Source organism: Deinococcus koreensis, from assembly GCF_002901445.1.
GTDB classification, from domain to species: domain Bacteria; phylum Deinococcota; class Deinococci; order Deinococcales; family Deinococcaceae; genus Deinococcus; species Deinococcus koreensis.
The window spans coordinates 1,277,501-1,299,766 of the sequence record NZ_PPPD01000001.1; the positions used below are offsets into that span (position 1 = coordinate 1,277,501).

The window sequence follows — 22,266 nt, forward strand, 5'->3', positions numbered from 1 at the left end:
GCGTCGAGGTCGGCGTGAGCCTGGGCATCCAGGCTGATCAGGCCGCCACCGTGGACGTGGTGCGCCGGCATGTGGAGCAGGGCTACCGGCGCCTCAAGCTCAAAATCAAACCCGGCTGGGATGTGCAGCCGGTGCGCGCGACCCGCGAGGCCTTTCCCGACATCCGCCTGACCGTGGACGCCAACTCGGCCTACACGCTGGCCGACAGCGGGCGGGTGCGCGCGCTGGACGATTTCGACCTGACCTATATCGAGCAGCCGCTGGCCTGGGACGATCTGGTCGACCACGCCGAGCTGCAGCGCCGCGTGCTGACCCCGCTGTGCCTGGACGAGAGCGTGGCGAGCGCGCAGGACGCCCGCAAGGGCCTGGCGCTGGGGGCCGGACGGGTGATCAACGTGAAGGTGGCGCGGGTCGGTGGTCACGCCGAGGCCCGGCGCGTGCATGACGTCGCGCAGGCGTTCGGCGTGCCGGTGTGGTGCGGTGGGATGCTCGAAAGCGGGGTGGGCCGGGCGCACAACATCCACCTCTCGACCCTGCCGAATTTCACGCTGCCGGGCGATACCAGTTCGGCCAGCCGCTACTGGGCCACCGACGTGATCAACGAGCCGCTGGAAGCCGAGGACGGCCTGATGCAAGTTCCGACGGGGGCGGGCATCGGCGTAAGCCTGAACCGGGAGTTCATAGGGCAGGTGGCCGAACTGCACGAGGAGATGCGCCCCTGATGCCGGAGGGGGAGGCCGCCGCGCCCCGTCCTCACGCCACCGGGCCCTACGTCATCCGGGACGTGACCGATCCCTGGGCCCTGCGGGCGCTGGAGGGGGTTCAGGTGGCGGCGTGGGGCTACGCCGACCGCGAGGTCACGCCAGGCACGCTGCTGCGGATCAGCGCCGTGACCGGCGGGATCGTTCTGGGGGCCTACCCGGCGCAGGGAGAGGATCAGCAGACCCCGGTCGGGCTGGCCTTCGGCTTCCCGGCGCTGGCCGGCGGGCAGGCGTGGCACCACTCGCACCTGCTGGCGGTGCGGCCTGGGTGGCGGGGCAGCGGGCTGGCGGTGGCCCTGAAGCTCGCCCAGCGGGAACGGGCGCTGGCCCAGGGCCTGACGCGCATGACCTGGACCTTCGATCCGCTGCTGGCGCGCAACGCCCGCCTGAACCTGGGCAAGCTGGGCGCGGTCGCGGTGAGCTACCACCCCGACTGGTACGCGCTCTCGGACGACCGCGACTCGGCCTTCCCCGCCGACCGCCTGATGGTGGAGTGGGATCTGACCCGGCCCCACGCCGGGCGCCCCGCCCCGCCGCCGGACGGGCGGGTGGTGCTGGAGCGGCAGGGGGCCGGGCCGGGAACACCCCGCCTGGATCACGGGGGCGGGCCGCTGCTGGCCGAGGTGCCGACCTCGCTGGAGGCCCTCGACGAGGAGCAGCAGCGGGCCTGGCGCCTGGCCCTGCGCGGCGTGCTCATGGCCGCCCTGGAACGCGGCTACGCCGTGAGCGATCTGGCCCGCGAGGGCGACCGGGCCTACTACGTGCTGTCTCGCCGCTGACCCCTCCGACCCGGCCGCCCTGCCCGGCTGCCCTGTCCGGAGGGCGGTCAGTCCACCCCCATCCACCTCCCGGATGTGTTATGTTATTTACATAAGGAGGGCCTGTGTTACATATCGAATTCATCACGGATCTGGGGGCGCGAGTCATTGTGGATGTGGACAGCGCCGACAAGCTGCTGGATGTCCAGCGTCAGTACGGCCGGCTGGGCTGGACGAGCGGCGAGATTCCCAGCGGCGGCTATCAGTTCCCACACGACAACGAGCCCGATTTCGACTGGTCGCTGATCGGCGCCCGCAGGTGGACGAGTCCCGACGGCGAGGAGCTGGTGATCCACAGGGGCCACGCCTACCGCCGCCGCGAACTGGAAGCCGTGGACAGCCGCAAGATGAAGCTGCCGGCCGCCGTCAAGTACTCACGCGGCGCCAAGAGCACCGATCCCGAGCAGGTGCGCGAGAAGTCCGACGGCGAGTTCGAGTACGTGACGCTGGCGATCTTCCGGGGCGGCAAGCGCCAGGAGCGCTACGCCCAGCCCGGCCAGGGCCGTCCGGCCACCGGGCCGGCGCCGCGCCCCGCGCCCGCCCGCGCTCCCCAGGCGGCCGCCCCGCCAGCCGGGCCGGCCCCGGCCCAGCGCACTGCCGTCCTGGAGGCCCCCCCCGAGGACGAGACGCCGTTCTGAGCTCCGTGGCCTGACCACGCTCCGCCGCCGCCTGGAGATCACCCCAGGCGGCGGGTTCTCCTTTTCCTGGTCTACTCTCCCTGCCGCGACAGCACGCCTGCGACGTCGGCGGGCTGCCAGCCCTCCGGCTTGAGCAGTTTGCCGTCGGCGCGCCGGGGGCCGCTGACCTTGCTCAGATTGGCGCGGTGAACCTCGGCGAACACGGCGTCCGCATCTACCCCCAGCGTATCGAGCGCTCCGTAGGTGACATATAGCAGGTCGGCCAGCTCATGCGCCAGCGCCGCGAGGTCGCCGGGTTCCGCCCCCTCGCCCGCGTCCAGACGGGCGGCCAGCGCCGCAAACTCCGCCCGCACCTCGGCCACTTCCTCGTCGATCAGGGTGCGGCGCAGGGCCAGCTGCTGCGGGGTGGGCAGCGCCGGGCGCTCGGGCGAGGGCAGGCCGATCAGGCGGTGGAAGTCCCGCAGCTTCCGGGCGTTCGAGGTCATGGGCCATGCTAGGGGATCGGGCCTCCGTACCGGGGAGGGCGCGGACGGCGCAGGCGCCAGGCACGGCCTCCGTGCCCCACTCCATGCCCCCCAACAGAAACAGCGGCCAGGATCGCTCCTTGCCGCTGGACACTTCTGGAGTCGGCGGGTGGAGGGACTCGAACCCCCCAGAGGCCAGCATCAGCCCGCTCGCACGCCCGTTGGTAAAGGGGTGGGCGTCTCCCCCTCTGGCGTCCTGGCCGCGCCCCCCGACGCTCTGGTCAGGTGCGGGACAGGTTGCTTGCCAGGCGGAAGTATGGCCCGCTGGACGACTTACAGCGTGTGTTCTGTCCACAGCTAATCTTTAGCCACCTGAAGCAGACCCTTCATGCGGCGGCCGCGCCGGCTTCCACCCCCCAGGCTCCAGCCTGACCCGGACGCCTCCGCGCCACATGAGGGGTTCCCTGTCGACCCAGCGCTGGACATCCCGGCCCAGACGGTTCTGGACAGAGGGCAGGGGGCCGGAACGCGCTTCAGACCTCAATGACCCGGTAGCCGTAGGCGTTGATCACCCGCGCCCCCGAGGTCTCGTCCTGGTATTCGAGCTTCTTGCCCTCGTACTCGTGGATGTGGCCGTGGACGACCAGACCGGGCCGGCGGCGGTTCATGAAGCGGGTGATCTCCCGGCAGCCCCGGTGGGCGAAATCCGTGCCCGCATGTGGCCCCAGGGGCGGGGCGTGCGTGAGCAGCACGTCCACCCCCCGGCGTGCCCGCAGCGCCAGCAGGCCCAGCCCCCGCCAGGCCTCGAACTCGCTGTACTGTCCCTGTCCGTCGCGGCGGTAGCGGGGCGCGCCCCCCCAGCCCGCGATCCGCAGCCCCGCCTCCTCGACCACCCGGCCGTGTGCGGGAATCACGCCGCGCGGGGGAATGCGGCCATCGCCCTCGTTGACGTACTCGTTGGCGTGGTTGCCGTGCACGTACACGATGGGCACGGTGAGTTTGCTGGCCAGGAATTCCAGGTAGTAACCCGGCAGGTCGCCGGCCGCCAGCACGGCGTCCACGGGCGGGGCGCCCTGCGGAAACCCTTCCCGGTACACGAAGGGGTGCACGTAATCCGCCAGCAGCATCAGCCGCTTGCCCAGCGGCGGCGAGGCGTCCGGGCGGATCGGGGAGGGCTGGGGGGCAGGATCGGTCATGGAGGGGGGGCGGGCACCGGGGCAGGGCGGTGATTGACCCTACCGCATCTGGCCGGAGGGGGCCCGTGCGGGGCGCCAGCAGGTCGGCGAAAGACCGAGTTTATCCTGCGCCTGTGCCCCCGCTCTTTACACCCCGTTTAGTCCTGCTGCCCCTGAGCCGCGCCATGCTGGAGCAGCGGCTGATGCGGCCGTCGTTCGACCTGCGCTGCGAGACGCCTCAGGGCGCGCTGGACGTGCACTTCCCGCCCCAGTGGCCCGGCGACCCCCTGCCCCTCTACCCGGCCCTGCTGGCTGGCCTGCCCCCAGATCAGGACGAACTCCGCCTCACCTTCGCGGTCGTGACCCGCGCGGCCCCGGAGGCCATCGGACAGATCGGCACCCACGCGCCGCCCGACGATACGGGCGCGGTCGAGATCGGCTACGGCCTGAGCCCCTCCGCCCGGGGCCGGGGCTACGCCACCGAGGCCGTGGGTGCCCTGGTGCAGCACCTGCACGGCCAGGAGCGTATCCGGACGGTCACGGCCCAGACGGCCCTCGGCAACCGCGCCAGCGAGCGCGTGCTGGAAAAGCTGGGCTTCGTGCAGACCGGACTGGGCTGGAGCCCGGAGGACGGCGACCTGACGCTCTGGGCGCACTGAGGCTCTGGGCGAACTGAGGCTCTGGACACACCGGCCAGCATGAATATTCACCTGAATATCGGCGCCGGCGTGACACGCAGACGGCCAGAAAATATTGATGCAGCCGTAAGGCATAGCCCGGGCCAGCCCCTAAGCTGGTATTCATGGACATCTCCATTCTCGGCATTCCGATGGATCTGGGCGCGGGTCGGCGCGGCGTGGACATGGGCGCCTCGGCCCTGCGCAACGCCCAGCTGGCGCGCACGCTGCGCGACCTGGGCCACTCGGTCAGCGACCTGGGCGACGTGGGGGTCGCCATTCCCGAAACCCTGGACAAGCACGCCAACGGCGGCCTGGTCTTCCTGGAGCCCATCGTGGACGCCTGCCGCAGCGCCGCCGAGCGGATCGCGGCGCTGCCGGAGACCGCCTTTCCGCTGACGCTGGGCGGCGACCACAGCGTCAGCATGGGCACGGTGACGGGCAACGCCCTGCGCGGCGCTCCGGCAGGCCAGGGAGCGGGCACGCGGCTGGGCCTGATCTGGGTCGACGCCCACACCGACTACAACACGCCGACAAGCAGCCCCAGCGGCAACATCCACGGGATGCCGGTCGCGCACCTGACCGGCCTGGGCGACCCGCGCCTGACCGGCCTGGGCGGCGGCTGGCACATGCGGCCCGAGGACATCGTGATGATCGGCATCCGCTCGGTGGACACCCGTGAACGGGAGGCGCTGCGGGAGGCCGGGATCCGCGCCTACACCATGAAGGACGTGGATCAGCTGGGGATCACGCGGATCGTGGCCGAGACGCTAGAACGCCTGGGCGGCGTGGAGCGCCTGCACGTGTCCTTCGACGCCGACGCCCTCGACCCCGGCGTGTGCCCCGGCGTGGGTACCCCGGTGCCCGGCGGCCTGACCTACCGCGAGGGCCACCTGCTGATGGAACTGCTCTCCGAGTCCGGCCGCGTGACCTCGATGGACATCGTGGAGGTCAACCCGATCCTCGACACCCACAACCAGACGGCCGAGGTGATGGTGAGCATGGCCGCCAGCCTGCTGGGCCAGCGGATCCTGTAGGGAATGACGACAGCCGCCGGAGGCGCGTTCCCGGCGGCTGGTGCTAGAGGTGTGGGGAGCGAACCCGACTCCGCCCCCCCTGTGCAGGCTCAGCCCTCGTCGTCGGGGTCGTCCAGGCCCAGGCCCTCGACGCCGCCGCTCTGGGCGGCCGTGACGTGCGGGCGGGCGTAGCGCATGTAGTCCAGCCAGGGCGGCGTGTGGCCGAGCTGCCGGATCATCAGGGCGATCTGGGCGGTGTGGCGCACCTCGTGGGTCATGACGTGCCACAGCAGCTGATCGAGCGAGACCGTGTCGCTGGCGGGGTCGTCCTGCACCAGCTTGACCGAACGGTTCATGTCGGGTTCGCTGTCTAAGAAGGCCTGCGTCCGTTCGTTGACCTCGCGGCCGTAGTCGATGATCCAGGCCAGGTCGTACTGCGCCGCGTTCGGGGTCACCCAGTCGTGCGAGAAGCGGCCCTCGCGGGTCACGCCGTCGCCCCGCGCGATGTTGTGCACCCAGTGATCCTCCACGTCGGTCACGTGCAGCACCAGATCCTTGATGGTGTGGAAGCGGTCGCCGGACTCGATCAGGTCGCGGTCAAGATCGGCGGGCGGCAGGGCCCGCAGGAAGTTCCACAGTTGCGTGCGCGCAGCGGACAGGTAGGCGTAATACTCGCGGACGTTCATGAGTGATGCACAGCATACCCCGGCGCGGGCGGGCTGGCCGTCTCAGGTCCAGTTGGGGCTGCTCGATCTGCATCGTCCAGCAGCGGCGCCAGCACCCGGCGCACGTCCCCGGCCGTCACGACCTGCACCAGCGCGTCCCGCAGCTCGGGGAATTCGGGCAGGTAGGCGGGCAGCACCTTGCGCAGCGGGCGCAGGGTCAGACGGCCGCTCTCGTCGTCGTAGAAGGCGGTCTGCAGTTCGGCGTGGCGCAGGGCGGTGCGGGCGCGGGTGCGGGCGTCCGGCCAGGCGTCCTCGCCCGTGGCGAGCGTGCGGAAGATCCAGGGGTTGCCCACCGCGCCGCGCCCGATCATGACCGCCGCCACGCCCGTCTTCTTCCGTGCGTTGGCCTGGGCGGCGGTGGTCACGTCGCCGCTGCCCACCACCGGCACCGGTACGCTGGCGGCCACCCGCGCGATCGCGTCCCAGTCGGCCTCGCCCGTGTAGCGCTGGGCGCTGGTGCGGCCGTGCACCGTGATCAGCGCCGCGCCGGCCTCGGCCAGCCCCTGCGCGACCTCCAGCGAGCGGTCGCTGTCCCAGCCCAGGCGGATCTTGGCGCTCACGTCCAGCCCGGTCGCTTCCCTCATGGCGCGGATCAGCGTGAAGGCGACCTCCGGGGTCTGGAGCAGGCAGGCGCCGCCCTTGCCCCGGATCTTGGGCACCGGACAGCCCATGTTGAGGTCGATGGCCGCCGGGGCGAACCAGGCCTCGGCCCGCGCCACCGCCGCCGCGAGCACCTCCGGCTCGGCGCCGAAGAGCTGCACCACGCGGCCCTGCTCGCCGGGATAGGGGCGGCCCAGGTTCAGCTTCTCGGTGTCGCCGCCGCCCATCAGCCCGCGCGCGCTGATCATCTCAGAGACGGTCCACAGTGCTCCGTGTTCGCTGGCGAGCTGCCGCATGGGCGCGTCGGAGTAGCCCGCCATGGGGGCCATCACCGCGCCGGCGCGGGTCAGTCGGGAGGCGTAGAAACCAGCGGTCATCCCGAGAGGGTAGCGTACCCCCTCCCCCCGGATGTGAACCCAGTCTCAATCCCCCCGAACGGCGGATTTCACCGATGCCTGACCCTGGCGGGCGTATGCTCAGAGACGTCCAGTCATGACCACATCACAGACCGCTTTTGCTGGACGGGAGGCTCGCCCTTGATCGCCACCCCGCTGGCGCTGCACCACGCGCCACTGCTGCACGCCCTCTACACCGCCACTCCCGGATACTTCGCGCTGCTGGGCACCCGCGTTCCCAGCCTGAGCGACGTGCAGCGCGACGTGGAAATCGCCCTGCTCGATCCCCGCCGCCACCTTGAACTGCTGCACGACGACCAGGGTGAGCTGATCGGCAGCCTGGATTCCAAGGTGGATTACCCCGAGGCCGGCGACCTGACCATCAACCTGCTGCTGATCCGCGAAGACCACCAGTCGCGGGGCCTGGGCAAGCAGGCCGTGAGGCACCTGGAGCGGCGCGTGCCCGCCCGCACCACCCGCGTCCTGGCCTCCGTGCTGGGCGACAACCCGCGCGGCGCCCGCTTCTGGGAACGCCTGGGCTACGCCTTCACCCTGGACGCCCGGCCCGCCATGACCTGGTACGCCAAGTCCGTCAACCAGCTCGCCCGCCGCCCCGACGAGAAGCGGCCAGCAGAAAAACGGCCCGGCGACAAGCAGATCCGCGTCGCCAGCGACTGAACCGCCCGGCACCAGGGGCCAGGGGCCGCCCCGGACGACCACCACGGTCATCCCGAGCGGCCCCCGTTACTTTGGAGTCATGACCGAGCCCCCGCAGACCGCGCCCACCCTGCTCACCATCGGCTACGAGAACGCCGACCTGCACGCCTTCCTGGCGACCCTGAGCGGGCATGGCGTGACCCTGCTGGTCGACACCCGCGAGCGTGCCCAGAGCCGCCGCCGGGGCTACAGCAAGACGGCCCTGGGCAGCGCGCTGCAAGAACAGGACATCGGCTACCGCCACCTGCGCGACCTGGGTACGCCGCCCGGCATCCGCAAGGCGTACAAGCTGGACAAGGATTTCGGCGCGCTGAAGGCCGGCTACACCCTGCACCTCGCCACACAGCAGGCCGCGCTGGAGGAACTGGGCGCCCTGGCCGCGCGGGAACGGGTCTGCCTGCTGTGCTACGAGGCCGACCCCCAGGAATGCCACCGTTCGCTGATCGCCGCGCGGCTGCGCGAGCTGGGGCTGGTGGGCGCGGTGGAAGACCTGACGGTAACGGGCTAAGCGCCCGCCGCCCCGACGCTCACGGCCAGCCGCCCTCGTTCAGCGGGGTCACGATGACCTCGTTCAGGACGAGTTCAGAGGGTGCGGCGCACATCCAGACCAGCAGGGCCGCCACGCGATCCGGTGGCAGCGAGTCGCTGGGCGCCTGGGGTTTGCGGTCATCGCCATGGCGGTCGTCCGGGCTCCACTGGCCCCACGAGGTCGCCATGCCGCCCGGATACACCACCGAGGCGCGGATGCCGTGCGCCTTCCCCTCAGCAGCCAGCGACTGCGTGAAGCCCCCGAGCGCGAACTTGGAGGCACAGTACGCGCTGGCGTTCGCCCAGCCGCGCTTGCCCGCCACCGACGACACGTTGATGATGGTGCCGCCGCCCCGCCGCTGCATCGGCCCGAACGCCGCTTTTGCCAGCAGAAAGGGAGCGCGCAGGTTCACGTCCAGCACGCGATCCCAGTCCTCGGCGCTGAGCTGAGCCACCGGCCCCGGCACGTCGGTGCCCGCGTTGTTGATCAGGATGTCGAGGCCGCCCAGCTCGGCCATTCCAGCCTCGGCGGCCCCCGTGAGTGCCCCGGCATCGGCCAGATCGACCGCCGCCACATGGGCACGGCGGCCCAGGGCGCGTACCTCGGCGGCCACGGCGTCCAGATCGCTCTCGCTGCGGGCGAGCAGGATCAGGTCGGCCCCCGCCCCCGCCAGAGCCAGCGCCACCGCGCGGCCCAGCCCACTGCTGGCCCCCGTGACCAGCGCCACTTTCCCGCTCAGGGTGCCGGGCGCGACTTCATACGGTGTCTGTGTCATGCGGGAAGTCTGGCAGAGGCGGGCCAGGTGGGGGCGGGAGGCTAAGGATGGGTGAGGGTTCGGGCGTAAGCTGAAGCATGAGCGAGGACGACGCCCGGACAAAACAGGATGGACGTGCGATCTTTGCCGCCCTGACCAGCTTTGAAGAGATGCCAGAGCGTGAGCAACCGGAGCAGCAGGAACGGGACTGGTCGCTGTGGGATGGGTCGGACGAGGCGCTTGCCCGTGCCTACGCCGATGCCGCTGAGGAGATGAGGCAAGACCCACCGCTCGATATGGACGTGTCACACGGGCTAGAACCGGAAGACTCACCGTGGACGTAGGACTGCGGGCACGTCACATACCTTCTGCCCGATTTCGGTCAAAGTAGGGTATGACTGCCAGACCACACTACGATCTGAAACTCCAGGCACAGGGGCGCGTCGTCGTTCCGCAGGCTGTTCGCACCGATCTGGGTGTGCAGGAAGGTGACGACCTGCTCCTAGTCAAGACCGATGACGGCTACCGCCTGACCACCCGCAGGGCGCTGATCCAGAGTGCCGTGGGCATGTTGGCGCGCGACGATGGACGCGACATGACTCAGGAACTGCTGGACGAACGACGCCAGGAAGCGCAGGCGAAGGGATGGTAAAACAGCCTCCCTCGACACCCGCATTGCTGGACGCCAGCGCCATCCTGGCCCTCTTACGTGGCGAAGTCGGGAAGGACGCCGTTCTAGCAGCATTGGAACAGCGCCCCTGCTCGGTCAGCAGCGTGACCCTGACGGAACTGGAGGGTAAAGTGATCGGTCGGGGAGAGTACACGCCCATGCAGATTCGCGCCGCACTGGAGACTGTAGCCCCCCTGATGACCGAGCTGGCGTTCGACGCTGCCTGCCGGGAGAAGGCCACCTTCTACTACGCCCGCAAGAATCCCTACAACCTGAGCCTGGGCGACGCGGCGTGCCTGGGCACCGCCGAAGCACATGGCATGAGCGTGCTGACCGCTGAGGGCAACTGGGCGAACTTACCTGACCTGGGCGTAAACGTGGAACTGATCCGGTAGCCCGCCCAGCCCACCCGCACAAGCCCCAGCATGGGCTGGAAATTACTAATTTTTTCTACATTACTTCGATGGCTTACTATGCGAATAACAGTCTGAACGACTTAATGACATTTACTCTGAGTTAACAATTGTTTTTATTCTTCTCATCTCTTCTTTATCTTTTTCACTATCCATCATATACTCCGCATGGCGGAACATTAACTTTAGTGCGGGCTTCATTCGTCTGAGTAGACCCTGTCTCGACGTATCTAAAGTATGTATCGTTATTTCACCATTTTCGGAGATTGCGCCTTTAAGAATAACTATATTCATGACAGTTCCGGCTAAGACTTTCAGAATTAGCATGGCAATATAAAACAGTACAACCATACAAACTACAAAATATACTTGTTCCCAGATCGCCGCTCCTTCTATGGCCATGGTTTTCTTTACTGGAAGTAGTAGGAGTGATATTATACCAGCCTGAATACAAGTAATTAGCATTCTAAATTGCTCATTACCAATTTTCATGATCCGCAATGCTAAATCCTCAGCAGATTTTTCGTAGTTTCTTGCAAGCGCGTATGTATTACTTACAGTTAATCCGACAGACGCCGCCAAACCAAAGATAAAAACTGGTAGAAGCACTGATGTATCAAATACAGCCATAGCAAGAAACCAACAGGCATATACAATAAAGAGTAATACAAACATAACAAACATGAACTCAAACCATTCATAAATTCCGTGTAAAAATTTCAGCATTCTGCCTCCACTAGCTAACTCGGTGCGCTATGCTCGCATTCCCCCGCCCCCGTTCTGCTTGTTCATCCACGCCGGCGGCTTCGGCGCGAAGCGGCCCAGGATGGTCTGCTGGTCATAGGCGAGGTAGGCGTCGGCCCAGGGGAAGGTCTGGTTCAGCACCCGGATGGCGTCGGGGCTGCCCATGCCGTGGTCGAGCTGGTAGATCACGAACTGCTCGGGCGTCTCCAGACGCAGGTAGGTGGGCATCGAGCCCGCGTGTTCGTCCAGCACGCTCTGGAACTCTCCCACGGCGTCGGGGCTGGCGGTTTCCAGGTCGATGGTCACGTACATGACCTTGGGCACCTCGGCCAGCTGCTCCACACTGACCAGTTCCTCGGCGATGGCGCGCAGGCCGCCGTCCTCGGATTCCAGTTCCACGATCACCAGGGCGGGCGTGTCGTTCACCAGCTTGTCCTGAATGCGGTCGTAGGCGCGGGAAAAGGCGACCAGCTCGGTCTGCCCGGACTCGTCGGCCAGGATGAAGCGGGCCATCATGCCGCCGGACTTGGTGGGCTTCTTGACCACGCTCTCGACCATGCCCGCCAGCACGGCTTTAATCCGCTTGCCGGGGGCGACGTTCTGGGTGGTGAACCACGTGTCGAGGTCGGAGATGCGGCAACTGGCGGCCTCGCGCAGCCCCTCGTGCTGCTCCAGCGGGTGCCCGGAGATGTACAAGCCCAGCGCCTCCTTCTCGATGGCGAGGCGTTCGAGGTCGGTGTACGGCGGCACGCCCGTTTTCAGGGCCGGTTCCGGGGCGACTTCCTGCGCGCCGAACAGGGCGTCCATGCCGCTGGAGGCCATCGCGGCGGCGCCCTGCGCCCAGGTCATGGACTCTTCCAGGCTCAGCGAGAGCTGCCTGCGCTCGCCGAACTGGTCGAAGGCCCCCGACTTGATCAGGCTTTCCATGGCCTTGCGGTTGCAGACCTTGTGGCCCAGGCGCGAGCAGAAGTCCGCGAGGCTCTTGAAGCGCCCGGCGCGCTCGCGTTCCTCCAGAATCCTCAGCACCGCGCCCTCGCCTAATCCCTTGATGGCGTACAGCCCGAACAGGATCTCCGCGCCCTGCACCACGAAGTCCGCCCCCGAGCGGTTGATGTCCGGCGGCAGCACCTTCACGTCCATCTTGCGGGCGTCGCTGATGTACTCGGCCACCTTGTCGGAATCCTTGCGCTCGACGGTGAGCAGGGCTGCCATGAACTCGACGGGGTAGTTGGCCTTGAGCCAGGCGGTCTGGTAGGTGATGACGCCGTAGGCGGCCGAGTGGCTGTTGTGAACGATCAGGTCGTTCGCCACGAAGTTATGCGTGCCAGGCACTTCCAGATCGTAGGTCTGTGCCTCGCCGGCAGGTTCGATAGACGTGATCGTGTCCCAGTACAAGTCGTCCGAACAGGCATCCAGCAGTTCCGGGGACTCGAAGAACTCGCCCAGGGTCTGGATGGTCGTGCGGCGGAAGCCCTTCTTGTGGGCTTTGGGCGTGCCGTAGAACTCCTTGGTACACACTCCGCTCCGGGCCTCAATCTCTCGCCAGCCCAGGCCACTCGCGACCTTCGCGGTCTGCACAAGAGCTTTGACGCTGGCAGGTAGGGTGTCGATGGTCTCACGGCCCAGCGGCGCGGCGGCGTAATAAGCGCGCAGCGCATCCAGTTGGGTCTCGCGGCCCACCAGATGCGGCGCGACGACCTCCAGAAAGCGGTCGACACTGCGGCGCCCGACCAGATGCACGGTGTAGCCGATACGCCCGGCCGTGTCCTCGCCCCGCGTGTAGGTGAAGTGCTTCTGCGTGACCTTGCCGATCATGCCCAGGCGCAGCAGCACATGCGCCAGATCGTCGGCCAGTTGCCGCGAGGAAGTGGCCGCGTAGGGCGTCGTGTTGCCCACTCCGAACAGGAAGCCGTCGCCCGACCAGTAGCGGCCCAGCAGCACGGCCAACGAGGCGTTGGTCATGCGGAACGCGGCGGCGGGCAGGCCCTTCTCGGTGGCCTTCACGTCGACCATGCCCAGGTCTTCCAGCCACAGCCGCACGCCCGACTTGCCGCCCGCACTGCCCCGGATGCCGCTGCCCAGGTAGACGTCGTGGACGTTCTGGCGGTCGGCGCGCAGCTTCACGCTGGGGCGGGTATTCGGGAACGCTTCGGCCAACGCCACCATATCGGCCACCTGCACGGGGCTCTGGCTGTACAGATAGGCGCCGTGCGGGTGGCAGGTGTTGCCCTCGGCCAGAATCCAGCCCAGCAGGGCGGCGCGGTGCTCGGGCCAGGCGTCGGCCCCCAGTTCGGGAAGGCGGGCGGGTGCGGCGATCCGGTCGCCGGCCTTCAGGTCTTCCACGTTCCGCCAGCCGTCCAGCGTCAGCAGCGGGTGGTTGCCGGTGGCGCTCAGCTCGCGGCCCAGCGCGGTTCTGACCCGGAAAACCGGCTTCACACCGTTGTCGAAGAACTGGCCGGTGGTGCGCAGTTCGATCCGGTAGGCAGCATTCACGCTGGGCAGCGCCACGGGCAGGCCCTCGCGGTACAGGTCATCTATGCGGTGCAGCTCTCCGCCCGCCACAGGCACGCGGGTTTCGCCCGTCAAACACTTATTGAAGCCGTAATTCGCAAACGCATCCAACAAATCGAAGAGTTTATTGGCTTCTTCCTTGGGAACATTATTCCCCCCGGCCCCTTCCACGAAGATCTGGCGCTGTTTCGCCATCTCCGCCGTGTCCTTCTTGCCCATCGCGCGGCGCAGCAGATCAGCGCCGCCCAGCGAGAAGCCCGCGACCTCGGAGGCGATCTGCATGATCTGTTCCTGGTACACGGGGATGCCGTAGGTCTCGGCCAGGATCTTCTCCAGATACTGCGCGGAGGTGGGGAAGCCGTCGCGCACGTAGTCGACTTCTTCCAGCCCGTGGTGGCGCCGGACATAGGTGGGGATGTTCTCCATCGGGCCGGGGCGGTACAGGGCGCTCAGGGCGATGATGTCGGCCAGCCGGCGCGGCTTGAGGCGGCGCGAGGCGTCGGCGATCCCGGCGCCTTCGAGCTGGAACACGCCCTTGGTGTCGCCCCGGCTCATCAGCTCGTAGGTCTTGGCGTCGTCGAAGGGAATGGCGTCGAAGTCGATCTCGATGCGCTGGGACTCGCGCATGATCCGCTTGGCTTCATCCAGGAAGCTCAGCGTCCGCAGGCCCAGGAAGTCCATCTTGATCAGGCCGATGTCCTCGACCGCCTTCATGTCGTACTGACAGACCATGCCCGCGCCGGAGGTGTCGCGCATGACCGGCACCAGATCGGTCAGCTTGTCGCGCCCGATGACCACCCCGGCGGCGTGCACCGAGGCGTGGCGGGTCAGGCCCTCCAGCTTCTGCGCGAACTCGTAGGCTTCCAGCAGCTGGGCATCCTCGGCCAGCAGCGCCTGGATGTCGGGCACCGAGTCGCGCGCCTGATCCAGCGAATAGCTCTTGCCGAACTTGATGGGGATGAGCTTGGAGACCTTATCGACCTTGGCGTACTCCAGGCCCATGACGCGGGCCACGTCCTTCAGGCAGGCCTTGGAGGCCATCGTCCCGAAGGTGGCGATCTGCGCCACGCGGTCTTCGCCGTACTTGTCCTGCACGTACTGGATGACTTCCACGCGGCGGGCGTCGTTGAAGTCGATGTCGAAGTCGGGCATGGAGATACGATCCGGGTTCAGGAAGCGCTCGAACAGCAGCTCGAATTCCAGCGGATCGAGGTTGGTGATCCGCATGGCGTAGGCCACCAGCGAGCCTGCGCCCGAGCCACGCCCCGGCCCCACCGAGATGTCCTGATCCTTGGCCCAGTTGATGTAGTCCGCCACGATCAGGAAATAGTCGGGAAAGCCCATGTTGTTGATGACGCTCAGCTCGTACTCGGCGCGGCGCAGCAGCACCAGCGCGTGCCGGTGGTGCGCGCGGCAGGTCGTCTCCTCCTCGCTGCCGGGGTCGAGGCGAATGGCAGTGTCGCTCGCCTCCCCCTTGGAGCGCTGCCAGTCGGTGCAGGCGTAGTCTGGGAGCGGCCCCGCCTCGCCTTCCTGTTCCATGACCTCCAGCGCCGGATACAGGGTGTACTTCTCCCCCGCCGCCTTGCTGCGCGCCTCCCACTCGGAACCCAGGAAGGCCACCAGGATCAGCAGCGTGTCGAGGTCGCAGGTGCGGGCGTCGCAGCCGTTCGTTCTGGAGACGACCCGCGCCCGCTCCTTCGGTTCCAGCGCGGCCAGACTTCTCGTCGCGTACTCGCGCAGCAGCGCCTCGGTGACGTGGTGCGGGTAGCGCCGCAGGCTGCCGGCATACGTCTGCACGCGCAGTTCCTCGGCCATCGTGCGGCCCTCGGGAATGGGCAGGGCGGGCATCTGGTACACGCGCTTCTTGCCCACCGGCAGGTCGACGTTGCACATGGCGGCGATCCGGGCGGTGTTGTCGAAGGGCTCCTCGCCCCACTCCGAGACCGGCAGGGCGGCCTGCATCTCGTCCAGCGTCTTGACATAGAAGTCGTTGCACTGGAAGCGGAAGCGGTTCTCATCGGCCAGCATGGCCTTGGTCTGGATGGCGAGGAGCGTGTCGTGGGCGGCGGCGTCCTCCTTTTTCACGTAATGCCCGTCGTTGGTCGCCACCAGCCCGATGCCCAGCTCCTGCGCCCAGGCCTTCAGGATGGGATTGACCTTGGCCTGCAGGTCGATGCCGTGGTTCTGGATCTCGATGAAGTAGTTCTCGCCGAACAGATCGCGGTACCACATCAGCCGCTGCTTGGCCTCGTCCTCGCGGCCCATCACGATCAGTTGCTGCACTTCACTGCCCAGGCAGCCTGAGAAGGCGATCACGCCCTTGTGGTGCTCCTGCAGGAGTTCGTGGTCGATGCGTGGCTTGTAGTAATAGCCCTCGGTGTAGCCCCGGCTGCTCAGTCGGCAGAGGTTCTGGTAGCCCTCGAAGTCGCGGGCCAGCAGGGTCAGGTGGAAGATGCCCTTCTCGCCGCTCACGCCGGGCTTCTTGTCGCGCCGCGTGCCCATGCCGGGCACCACGTAGGCTTCGTAGCCCAGGATCGGCTTGACTTCCAGAGCGGTCGCGTAGTTGTAGAAATGCACCGCCCCATGCATGTTGCCGTGATCCGTCATGGCGCAGGCGGGGTCGTTGGGCGTGACCTCCTTGACCCACTTGAGCAGATCCTTGAGCTTGGCCGCGCCGTCCAGCAGGGAGTACTGCGTGTGCTGGTGCAGGTGGGCGAAGCGGGGTTTCTTGTCGCAACAGGAGCCGTCGGGCAGATGAATGTGTGGGGCAGTCGGCTCGGCGGCGGTCATGGGCACAGTCTAGGCCGGGCAGAGTCGCGCTGTCGGTGAGGTTCGGGGCTTGACGGCCCCCCCGCCTCAACCCCGCATCAAAAAGTGCTCGATGATCGCGTGGTGATCCTCGAAGAACAGCTCGGGGTGCGCCAGAGCCTCGCTGAGCGGCAGCCACAGCGCCTCGCTGGCGTCGCTGCCGCCATGCAGGGTTGGCAACTGGCCGATGCCCAGGTCGAAGTGGAAGGCGTGCGTGACTGTGCGCCCGCGCAGGCTGCGATCCGGGTAGTCGAAGACCTGCGTGGCGCGGAGTTGTGCCCCCAGGTCGATGGACACGCTCAGGCCGGTCTCCTCGCGCACCTCGCGCACGGCGCAGGCCAGCAGGGTCTCATCCTGTTCCAGAAAGCCGCCGGGCATGGCGAGGCGCCCGCGCCCCGGCCGGTGCCCCCGGCGGATCAGCAGGACGTGGCCGCTGCGGGTGATCACGGCGTCGGTGGTCACGAAGACCGGCGCAAAGGGCGCACTCTGCCACGCCGCGCGGTACTCGCGCAGGTAGTCGTATTCGGCGCGCAGGTCGGCGTACTCGGCCGTCTCCTGGAAGCGGGTCATGAAGTCGTGGACGGCGGGGGGCACCATGCCCCGCACGTCGTCCAGGCGGCCCTCGAAGTAGGCGCGGCGCACGTCGGTGGCCGACAGCTCGCTCACCACATGGGTGGGAATGAACTCCCAGCTCGGAAACGAGCGCAGGTAGTACGAACTCTCGTCCTTGATGTGGCCGATCAGGGCGATGTCGCTGCTGCCCCGCGTGTGGTGCTGCACGCCGCGCTGCACCTCGCTGAGCCACAGCGCCTCGTTGTAGAAGTAGTCGCGCACGTGCACGAACAGCACGCGCGTTTTCGGCACCCCCGCCGCCCGCAGCATCTCCAGCGTGACCTCCTGACGTTCCTCGGCGGTGAACGGATTTTTGGTGTTGCGCGCCGCGCGGGCCGAGCCGATCACCACGATCAGCTTCTGCACGCTCTGCAGCGCCTCCAGCATCACCAGCAGATGCGCCTGGTGCGGGGGCTCGAAGCGGCCGATATACACCCCGAAGGTGCGCCGACGCCGGGCCGGGCCGGGGGGCGGAGCCGAACCGGCGCTCAGGGCTGGATCGGTCGGCGCAGACTCGAGCGGGGCGGGCATGGTTCTCATCTTCACTCGCCTGATGAATGAGTTGGATGAGGTTCCGTCGGCTCTCTGTTCAGCACCGGAAGCTGAGGCTCGTGGTCTACACCACTTTGCCCGCCTGAGCTTCTTCATCCTGGGTTCAGGAACACGGTACAGTGACCCCATGCCCAGACTTGCCCAGTTCAGACCTGCCCAGTCCAGACCTGCCCTGTCGGCCCTGTCCATCGCTCTTCTGATCGCCGGCGCCGCGCAGGCGGGCGGGGCGGGCGCGCCGGTGGCCGGCGCAGGACAGATCCAGGCGGCCACCCCCGCCGCCGTGGCCGCCGGGCTGCGCGAGGCCGGCCTGAAGGTCACCATGAACCCCACCGAGCCCGACGCCGACCCGAGCATGACCGTGGTCTCCGGCAGCTACGAACTGCAGGTCTGGCTGAGCGACTGCAAGGCCGGCAGCTGCGCCCGCGTGACCGCCAGCACCTCCTGGGACTACTCCGACAAGGAAGATGACCTCGACACCGACCTGGCCAACGAGTGGAACTCCAACTATTACACCCAGGCCTACATCTACGAGGGCAGCTATTACCTGGACTCCACCATGCCCCTGCGCGGCGGCTACACCCGCGCCGCCCTGAAAGCCTGGATGGCGGACTACCTGAGCGACGTGAAGGACTTCGAGGGCGAACTGCCCTGAGCGTGAGAGGTTTGAAGGTTGAAGGAGATGTCTAACCGTCTAAAGGTCGAACCGTCTGAAAACGGCATCCGGGCCGTCCTTTCTGTTCGACCGTTCGACTGTTAGACCGTTCGACCCCTACCCCTCAAGAGAGCGCAAAGACCGCCCGCATCCAGTCCGGTGGGGGTGCGCCGCACACTGAGCACCACGATGACCGACCTGAAACAGACTGGACGGAAGGTGGCGGGGGACGTTGGGCAGGGAGTCCGGAACGCGGCCCACCAGGCCGCCCCGGGGCTGGAGGCGCTGGCCCGCTTCGGCTACGCCAGCAAGGGCGTGGTATACGGCACGGTCGGCTTCCTAGCCCTGAGCGTGGCCCTGGGCCGGGGCGGCGCCACCACCGACACCCAGGGCGCCCTGCTTAGATTGCAGGATCTGCCCCTGGGCACGCCGCTGATCTGGGGGCTGGTGCTGGGACTGGTCGGCTACGCCCTGTGGCAGCTGATCCGGGCCGGCCTCGACCCCGAGCGGCAGGGCACGGGGGGCAAGGGCATCGTCAAGCGCAGCGGCTACCTGCTGAGCGGGCTGGCGAACATCGGCCTGGCCCTGTTCGCCGCGCGGCTGGCAGGCAGCGGCGCCGCCCAGCGCAACCAGGACAGCGAGGCCCAGGCGGCCGGACAGGTGCTGAACCTGCCGGGGGGTCAGGTCTGGCTGGCGCTGGCCGGGGTCGTCCTGCTGGCGGTGGCGGCCAACCAGCTCTACAGCGCGTACGGCGCGAAGTTCATGAAGCGCATGGCCTTCACCGACCTGGGGGCGCGCTCCCAGGGCACCCTCAAACGCATCGGCCAGGTGGGCATCGCCTCACGTGGCCTGCTGATGGCGATCATCGGCGTGTTCCTGCTGATCGCCGCCTGGCGCCACTCGGCGGCCACCGCCCTGGGCATCTCCGAGGCCCTGACGTGGCTGCGGGATCAACCTGCGGGGAATGTCCTGCTGGGATCGGTGGCGGTCGGAACCCTGTGTTACGGGGTGTGGTGCGTGGTGCAGGCGCTCTACCGGCGGGTGAAGGTCGAGGGCTGAGTCCGGGGCATGGAACAATGACGCCATGACGTCCGCCCTCACCCCCACACGGCAGGTCGCCCTGATCGCGCACGACAAGAAGAAGCTGGAGCTGGCGATGTTCGCCCTGAGTCACCGCGAGGTGCTGGCTCGCTTTCATCTGGTCGCCACCGGCACCACGGGCGGCATCCTGGCCAAGCAGACCGGCCTGAGCGTGGAGCGGGTGCTATCGGGGCCGCTGGGCGGCGACCAGCAGATCGGCGCCCGACTGGCCGAGGAACGCGTGCTGGCCGTGTTCTTCTTCCGCGACCCGCTGACCGCCCAACCCCACGAGCCGGACGTGAGCGCACTGGTGCGGCTGTGCGACGTACACGACATCCCCCTGGCAACAAACCCGGCGAGCGCCGAAGCATTGATGCTGTGGCTAAGGGAGCAGGGGGATCAGAGGACAGGCAGTGGGTCTGCCCTGCTATAGAGGACAGACACTCCTCCAGGCGTATGTCGAAGCCAGATTGACATCACCACATCTACGTTCCTAGACAGGATTGGTGGAGCGGATGTCTCGCCTGGCGGAAAGCAAGGCCACCAAAATCATCACTATAGGCAGCACGGTGACACTATTCATCCAGAACACATTGAAGATCAGGAGCGCGACGACGCTCACTCCTACTTCCAGATATCTTGAACGGCTACGCCAAATGATGATCAGAATCCATGCCAGCCAGGCGGCTGGATAGACGAGGCCATATTGCACTGCCATATCCAGATACTCGTTATGAGCTTTATCGTTGACAATCTGCTGCTTATTGAAGAAGTCTACCGGCCCAAGACTTCCCTTGGTAACAACGTAAATGCCAGCCGTATCCTGCTCTAGCGTGTATGAAAGGCGGGGATCTCGAATCTTGGGGATCAGGTAGGCGCGCACCTTTGGGTCGTTCTGCCAATCGGCATACCGGTCAAAGGCCCGCTTGAATCCGCCTGTACCCCAACCGAGCAGCGGTCTGGACTCAATGGCCCGGACAGCGATTGTCCAGAGCAATACTCGGCCAGAATCCGGAGACTCAAAGTGTCTCGTCCGATCAGGATTTGGAAGGGCCAAGCCAATGCCAAACCCGGCCACGAGGATCACGGCAGGCCAGAAAAGCGGCTTGAGTTTACTCAAGGATGGTCGGAACCAAATCAGCCCGATGAGACCCGCTAAGCCAAGGCCCAGCCAAGCGGCGCGCGTCTGGGCCACCGCGAATACAAGCCCAACCAGGAGGAGCAGAACTGCAAGCCACCGCCTGTCCCTCGGCTTGGCAGAGCCACGAATGGAGGCCAGCCCTATTGGGATCATCACCATGAGAAAGGAAGCCAATGAGCCCCGGTTACCAAACGTACTGCCTGGCTGGGCGTCCGCAGCGTCCCCACTAAGAAGGGTCGCCAGAACCGATGCGGGAGAAAAATACTGGAGAAGTGCGATTACCAGTGGGATGAAGACGTACGCTGGCCAGAACTGGCGGAAGGTAACGACAAGGTTTGGGTCGGATTCGAAAGACGCTCTGGCCATGAGATACCACGCGAACAGCAAAACCAGAGTCACAGGGCCTTCCAGCCGTCCCCCGAGAGCCAGCAGGGGCACGCCGTTGACCGCGTCGCTGACAGAGGCCAGCACCACCAGAACGCCAATCCAGAGATCGGAGCGTCGGAGAGAGATAGCGCGGTACTGCCCACGCAATACGAACAACAGCACGAAAGCTGTCAGGGTTAGCAGTTTGGCGTAGAGGAACACCACGACACCATCCGAGCGGATAGGAAGCATGGCTACTGGAAAAAGAATCAGGAACGCGAGCAGGGGATTCATGCCATTCACCCGATTGAGAGGCCCACACCTGATGAGGCGAACGTCAGGAGAAGGAGCGAAATGGAAGTTGGGGATGCGCTTGCATCCCCAACGTATATCGGCGGCGACCTTAGTAGGTCTTGGTGACCTTGACCGCGTTGGTGGAGGTCGAGACGATGGTGTAGCGGCCGCTCGTGGCGTCGTAAGCCACCGTGCAGCCGGAGACGGAGGCGGGCAGCGCAGTCGGTGCGCCTTCAGCCTGCAGGGGCGCAGCAAGGCAGTCAGAGACGCCCTTGAGGGTGGTCTGCTTGGCGGCGGTGTCGGCAGCGGTGTCGGCGGCGGCGATCCAGGTGGCGACCTGGCCGGCGAAGGCGTTGTTGGCCGTGTCGTTGGCACGCTTCCGGGCGTTCAGCACGTTGGGGATCAGCACGGCGGCCAGGATGCCGATGATGGCGATGACGATCAGCAGCTCGATCAGGGTGAAGCCTTGGGTTCCGTTCTTCATGGTGTGCTCCTGGGCCGTCCGGTGGGTATAGGTACCGGGGGGCCGGGTATTGCATTCGCAGGTCAAAAGACTCTCCTGCTGATTATCAGAATACGTCTGAAATCTCACATTCCTCTTACGAGATCTCTCCTCAGGCTGACGTAAAAGCTGTTTCACAGGCCCCTGAGACACGCTGTTCGAACTGACAGTCTTTTCAATCTAAGGTGCAGGAAGTACGTCTTCAGAGTTTTTTCTACGCAGTAGACGGATGAGCGATTATGCTGGAGACAGAGGAGCGTGGAAGTACAGTTTAAAGACTGGATATGAACATTCGACCGTCGTACAGCGTCACCTGCACATCGAACGTTCCATCGGATTTCACATTTACGAGACAAGAGCTGACATTTTTTGGCAACTCGAGTGATCCGCCCTCATTCGCATAAATTTGATCCGTACAACTACTTGGTAGGTTACTAACCTTCCTCGTTTGATCGCCACTGAGCCAGGACGTCGCCCAGGTGTTCATCTGTCGGGCGTAGGCTCTTGCAGCCGTATCGAGCGCACGTTGTCTGGCATTAAAGATATTTGGGATGAGAGCGGCCACCAGGATGCCGATGATGGCAATGACGATCAGAAGTTCAATAAGGGTGAAACCTGCCGTCGATTGGAATGGAGTGTGCACGAGACCTCC

General features: G+C 66.5%; 24 protein-coding genes (1 of these 24 running past the window's edge). 13 read left to right on the forward strand and 11 right to left on the reverse strand.

Features of this window, described 5'->3' with window-relative positions; translation table 11 throughout:
* The 3 genes from menC to CVO96_RS06065 form a co-directional block, all read left to right on the forward strand.
* On the forward strand, positions 1–722 hold the 3' portion of the coding sequence (gene menC, locus CVO96_RS06055) for an o-succinylbenzoate synthase (protein ID WP_103311438.1). The gene continues 388 nt to the left of window position 1, outside the view; only the last 722 of its 1,110 coding nucleotides appear in the window; its start codon lies beyond the left edge, outside the window; it ends in the stop codon at positions 720–722.
* Positions 722–1,540 carry an acyl-CoA acyltransferase gene (locus CVO96_RS06060; protein ID WP_103311439.1) on the forward strand — a complete coding sequence of 273 codons (819 nt, stop codon included), beginning with the start codon at positions 722–724 and terminating at the stop codon, positions 1,538–1,540. Before menC ends, CVO96_RS06060 begins: the two co-directional genes overlap by 1 nt.
* A gap of 104 nt (positions 1,541–1,644) precedes the next feature.
* A complete protein-coding gene (locus tag CVO96_RS06065) occupies positions 1,645–2,217 on the forward strand; it encodes a single-stranded DNA-binding protein (RefSeq protein WP_103311440.1) in 573 nt (190 codons plus the stop codon).
* Between the two features lie 71 nt (positions 2,218–2,288).
* Here the strand turns inward: CVO96_RS06065 and CVO96_RS06070 are convergent, their stop codons facing one another.
* Together CVO96_RS06070 and CVO96_RS06075 are read right to left on the reverse strand one after the other, a co-directional pair.
* Positions 2,289–2,702 carry a pyrophosphohydrolase domain-containing protein gene (locus CVO96_RS06070; protein ID WP_103311441.1) on the reverse strand — a complete coding sequence of 138 codons (414 nt, stop codon included), beginning with the start codon at positions 2,700–2,702 and terminating at the stop codon, positions 2,289–2,291.
* A gap of 512 nt (positions 2,703–3,214) precedes the next feature.
* A complete protein-coding gene (locus CVO96_RS06075) occupies positions 3,215–3,877 on the reverse strand; it encodes a metallophosphoesterase family protein (protein WP_243398183.1) in 663 nt (220 codons plus the stop codon).
* A 113-nt stretch (positions 3,878–3,990) separates the two neighbouring features.
* Here CVO96_RS06075 and CVO96_RS06080 point away from each other — a divergent pair, with 113 nt between their 5' ends.
* Positions 3,991–4,515 carry a GNAT family N-acetyltransferase gene (locus CVO96_RS06080; protein WP_103311442.1) on the forward strand — a complete coding sequence of 175 codons (525 nt, stop codon included), beginning with the start codon at positions 3,991–3,993 and terminating at the stop codon, positions 4,513–4,515.
* A 143-nt stretch (positions 4,516–4,658) separates the two neighbouring features.
* Entirely contained in the window at positions 4,659–5,570 is a 912-nt protein-coding gene (gene rocF, locus CVO96_RS06085; RefSeq protein ID WP_103311443.1) for an arginase, read from the forward strand.
* Between the two features lie 89 nt (positions 5,571–5,659).
* Here the strand turns inward: rocF and CVO96_RS06090 are convergent, their stop codons facing one another.
* On the reverse strand, positions 5,660–6,235 hold the full coding sequence (locus CVO96_RS06090; protein ID WP_103311444.1) for a DinB family protein: 576 nt from the start codon (positions 6,233–6,235) through the stop codon (positions 5,660–5,662).
* Positions 6,232–7,251 (reverse strand): tRNA dihydrouridine synthase, encoded by a 1,020-nt coding sequence (locus tag CVO96_RS06095; RefSeq protein WP_103311445.1) that lies wholly within the window; start codon positions 7,249–7,251, stop codon positions 6,232–6,234. The genes CVO96_RS06090 and CVO96_RS06095 overlap by 4 nt, the downstream gene beginning before the upstream one ends.
* A gap of 159 nt (positions 7,252–7,410) precedes the next feature.
* Here CVO96_RS06095 and CVO96_RS06100 point away from each other — a divergent pair, with 159 nt between their 5' ends.
* Positions 7,411–7,947, forward strand: a complete 537-nt coding sequence (locus tag CVO96_RS06100) for a GNAT family N-acetyltransferase (RefSeq protein WP_103311446.1) — start codon at positions 7,411–7,413, stop codon at positions 7,945–7,947.
* Between the two features lie 79 nt (positions 7,948–8,026).
* Positions 8,027–8,494, forward strand: a complete 468-nt coding sequence (locus tag CVO96_RS06105) for a DUF488 domain-containing protein (protein ID WP_103311447.1) — start codon at positions 8,027–8,029, stop codon at positions 8,492–8,494.
* Between the two features lie 19 nt (positions 8,495–8,513).
* On the opposite strand, the gene CVO96_RS06110 is transcribed toward CVO96_RS06105, so the two are convergent.
* Positions 8,514–9,290: an SDR family oxidoreductase gene (locus tag CVO96_RS06110; protein ID WP_103311448.1), complete on the reverse strand. Its 777-nt coding sequence runs from the start codon at positions 9,288–9,290 to the stop codon at positions 8,514–8,516.
* 77 nt (positions 9,291–9,367) lie between these two features.
* Here CVO96_RS06110 and CVO96_RS06115 point away from each other — a divergent pair, with 77 nt between their 5' ends.
* The 3 genes from CVO96_RS06115 to CVO96_RS06125 are packed head-to-tail and all read left to right on the forward strand — an operon-like array spanning position 9,368 to position 10,334.
* Positions 9,368–9,613, forward strand: coding sequence for a hypothetical protein (locus CVO96_RS06115; RefSeq protein WP_103311449.1), 246 nt, complete (start codon positions 9,368–9,370; stop codon positions 9,611–9,613).
* A gap of 50 nt (positions 9,614–9,663) precedes the next feature.
* Positions 9,664–9,921 carry an AbrB/MazE/SpoVT family DNA-binding domain-containing protein gene (locus CVO96_RS06120; protein WP_103311450.1) on the forward strand — a complete coding sequence of 86 codons (258 nt, stop codon included), beginning with the start codon at positions 9,664–9,666 and terminating at the stop codon, positions 9,919–9,921.
* Complete coding sequence (locus CVO96_RS06125) at positions 9,915–10,334, forward strand: PIN domain-containing protein (protein WP_103311451.1); 420 nt, start codon at positions 9,915–9,917, stop codon at positions 10,332–10,334. Before CVO96_RS06120 ends, CVO96_RS06125 begins: the two co-directional genes overlap by 7 nt.
* Positions 10,335–10,445: 111 nt before the next feature.
* Here CVO96_RS06125 and CVO96_RS20720 read toward each other — a convergent pair whose 3' ends face one another.
* The 3 genes from CVO96_RS20720 to CVO96_RS06135 form a co-directional block, all read right to left on the reverse strand.
* Positions 10,446–11,078: a hypothetical protein gene (locus tag CVO96_RS20720; protein ID WP_133161749.1), complete on the reverse strand. Its 633-nt coding sequence runs from the start codon at positions 11,076–11,078 to the stop codon at positions 10,446–10,448.
* A gap of 27 nt (positions 11,079–11,105) precedes the next feature.
* The gene (gene dnaE, locus CVO96_RS06130) at positions 11,106–16,397 is read right to left on the reverse strand and encodes a DNA polymerase III subunit alpha (protein WP_103311452.1); all 5,292 of its coding nucleotides are present in this window, start codon (positions 16,395–16,397) and stop codon (positions 11,106–11,108) included.
* A gap of 66 nt (positions 16,398–16,463) precedes the next feature.
* Positions 16,464–17,558 (reverse strand): bifunctional nicotinamide-nucleotide adenylyltransferase/Nudix hydroxylase, encoded by a 1,095-nt coding sequence (locus CVO96_RS06135; protein WP_103311453.1) that lies wholly within the window; start codon positions 17,556–17,558, stop codon positions 16,464–16,466.
* Positions 17,559–17,706: 148 nt separating this feature from the next.
* Between CVO96_RS06135 and CVO96_RS06140 the strand changes: the two genes are divergently transcribed.
* The 3 genes from CVO96_RS06140 to CVO96_RS06150 all read left to right on the forward strand — a co-directional run bounded on the left by CVO96_RS06140 (position 17,707) and on the right by CVO96_RS06150 (position 19,744).
* On the forward strand, positions 17,707–18,231 hold the full coding sequence (locus tag CVO96_RS06140) for a YbjN domain-containing protein (RefSeq protein WP_103311454.1): 525 nt from the start codon (positions 17,707–17,709) through the stop codon (positions 18,229–18,231).
* Between the two features lie 189 nt (positions 18,232–18,420).
* The gene (locus CVO96_RS06145) at positions 18,421–19,290 is read left to right on the forward strand and encodes a DUF1206 domain-containing protein (protein WP_103311455.1); all 870 of its coding nucleotides are present in this window, start codon (positions 18,421–18,423) and stop codon (positions 19,288–19,290) included.
* A gap of 25 nt (positions 19,291–19,315) precedes the next feature.
* Positions 19,316–19,744, forward strand: a complete 429-nt coding sequence (locus CVO96_RS06150; protein ID WP_103311456.1) for a methylglyoxal synthase — start codon at positions 19,316–19,318, stop codon at positions 19,742–19,744.
* A 60-nt stretch (positions 19,745–19,804) separates the two neighbouring features.
* Here the strand turns inward: CVO96_RS06150 and CVO96_RS06155 are convergent, their stop codons facing one another.
* The 3 genes from CVO96_RS06155 to CVO96_RS06165 form a co-directional block, all read right to left on the reverse strand.
* Entirely contained in the window at positions 19,805–21,112 is a 1,308-nt protein-coding gene (locus tag CVO96_RS06155) for an O-antigen ligase family protein (RefSeq protein WP_103311457.1), read from the reverse strand.
* 109 nt (positions 21,113–21,221) lie between these two features.
* Entirely contained in the window at positions 21,222–21,596 is a 375-nt protein-coding gene (locus tag CVO96_RS21685) for a type II secretion system protein (RefSeq protein ID WP_103311458.1), read from the reverse strand.
* A 289-nt stretch (positions 21,597–21,885) separates the two neighbouring features.
* A complete protein-coding gene (locus CVO96_RS06165) occupies positions 21,886–22,257 on the reverse strand; it encodes a type II secretion system protein (RefSeq protein ID WP_243398184.1) in 372 nt (123 codons plus the stop codon).
* Positions 22,258–22,266 lie beyond the last annotated feature (9 nt).

Excerpts from the sequence above, each read along its gene's own strand:
- CVO96_RS06095 (WP_103311445.1), bottom strand. The coding sequence starts at position 7,251 with ATGACCGCTGGTTTCTACGCCTCCCGACTGACCCGCGCCGGCGCGGTG.
- CVO96_RS06070 (WP_103311441.1), bottom strand. The coding sequence starts at position 2,702 with ATGACCTCGAACGCCCGGAAGCTGCGGGACTTCCACCGCCTGATCGGC.
- CVO96_RS06090 (WP_103311444.1), bottom strand. The coding sequence starts at position 6,235 with ATGAACGTCCGCGAGTATTACGCCTACCTGTCCGCTGCGCGCACGCAA.
- CVO96_RS06155 (WP_103311457.1), bottom strand. The coding sequence starts at position 21,112 with ATGAATCCCCTGCTCGCGTTCCTGATTCTTTTTCCAGTAGCCATGCTT.
- CVO96_RS06150 (WP_103311456.1), top strand. The coding sequence starts at position 19,316 with ATGACGTCCGCCCTCACCCCCACACGGCAGGTCGCCCTGATCGCGCAC.
- CVO96_RS06110 (WP_103311448.1), bottom strand. The coding sequence starts at position 9,290 with ATGACACAGACACCGTATGAAGTCGCGCCCGGCACCCTGAGCGGGAAA.
- CVO96_RS06125 (WP_103311451.1), top strand. The coding sequence starts at position 9,915 with ATGGTAAAACAGCCTCCCTCGACACCCGCATTGCTGGACGCCAGCGCC.
- CVO96_RS06115 (WP_103311449.1), top strand. The coding sequence starts at position 9,368 with ATGAGCGAGGACGACGCCCGGACAAAACAGGATGGACGTGCGATCTTT.
- CVO96_RS21685 (WP_103311458.1), bottom strand. The coding sequence starts at position 21,596 with ATGAAGAACGGAACCCAAGGCTTCACCCTGATCGAGCTGCTGATCGTC.
- CVO96_RS06105 (WP_103311447.1), top strand. The coding sequence starts at position 8,027 with ATGACCGAGCCCCCGCAGACCGCGCCCACCCTGCTCACCATCGGCTAC.
- CVO96_RS06145 (WP_103311455.1), top strand. The coding sequence starts at position 18,421 with ATGACCGACCTGAAACAGACTGGACGGAAGGTGGCGGGGGACGTTGGG.
- CVO96_RS20720 (WP_133161749.1), bottom strand. The coding sequence starts at position 11,078 with ATGCTGAAATTTTTACACGGAATTTATGAATGGTTTGAGTTCATGTTT.
- CVO96_RS06075 (WP_243398183.1), bottom strand. The coding sequence starts at position 3,877 with ATGACCGATCCTGCCCCCCAGCCCTCCCCGATCCGCCCGGACGCCTCG.
- CVO96_RS06140 (WP_103311454.1), top strand. The coding sequence starts at position 17,707 with ATGCCCAGACTTGCCCAGTTCAGACCTGCCCAGTCCAGACCTGCCCTG.
- rocF (WP_103311443.1), top strand. The coding sequence starts at position 4,659 with ATGGACATCTCCATTCTCGGCATTCCGATGGATCTGGGCGCGGGTCGG.
- dnaE (WP_103311452.1), bottom strand. The coding sequence starts at position 16,397 with ATGACCGCCGCCGAGCCGACTGCCCCACACATTCATCTGCCCGACGGC.
- CVO96_RS06120 (WP_103311450.1), top strand. The coding sequence starts at position 9,664 with ATGACTGCCAGACCACACTACGATCTGAAACTCCAGGCACAGGGGCGC.
- CVO96_RS06060 (WP_103311439.1), top strand. The coding sequence starts at position 722 with ATGCCGGAGGGGGAGGCCGCCGCGCCCCGTCCTCACGCCACCGGGCCC.
- CVO96_RS06135 (WP_103311453.1), bottom strand. The coding sequence starts at position 17,558 with ATGCCCGCCCCGCTCGAGTCTGCGCCGACCGATCCAGCCCTGAGCGCC.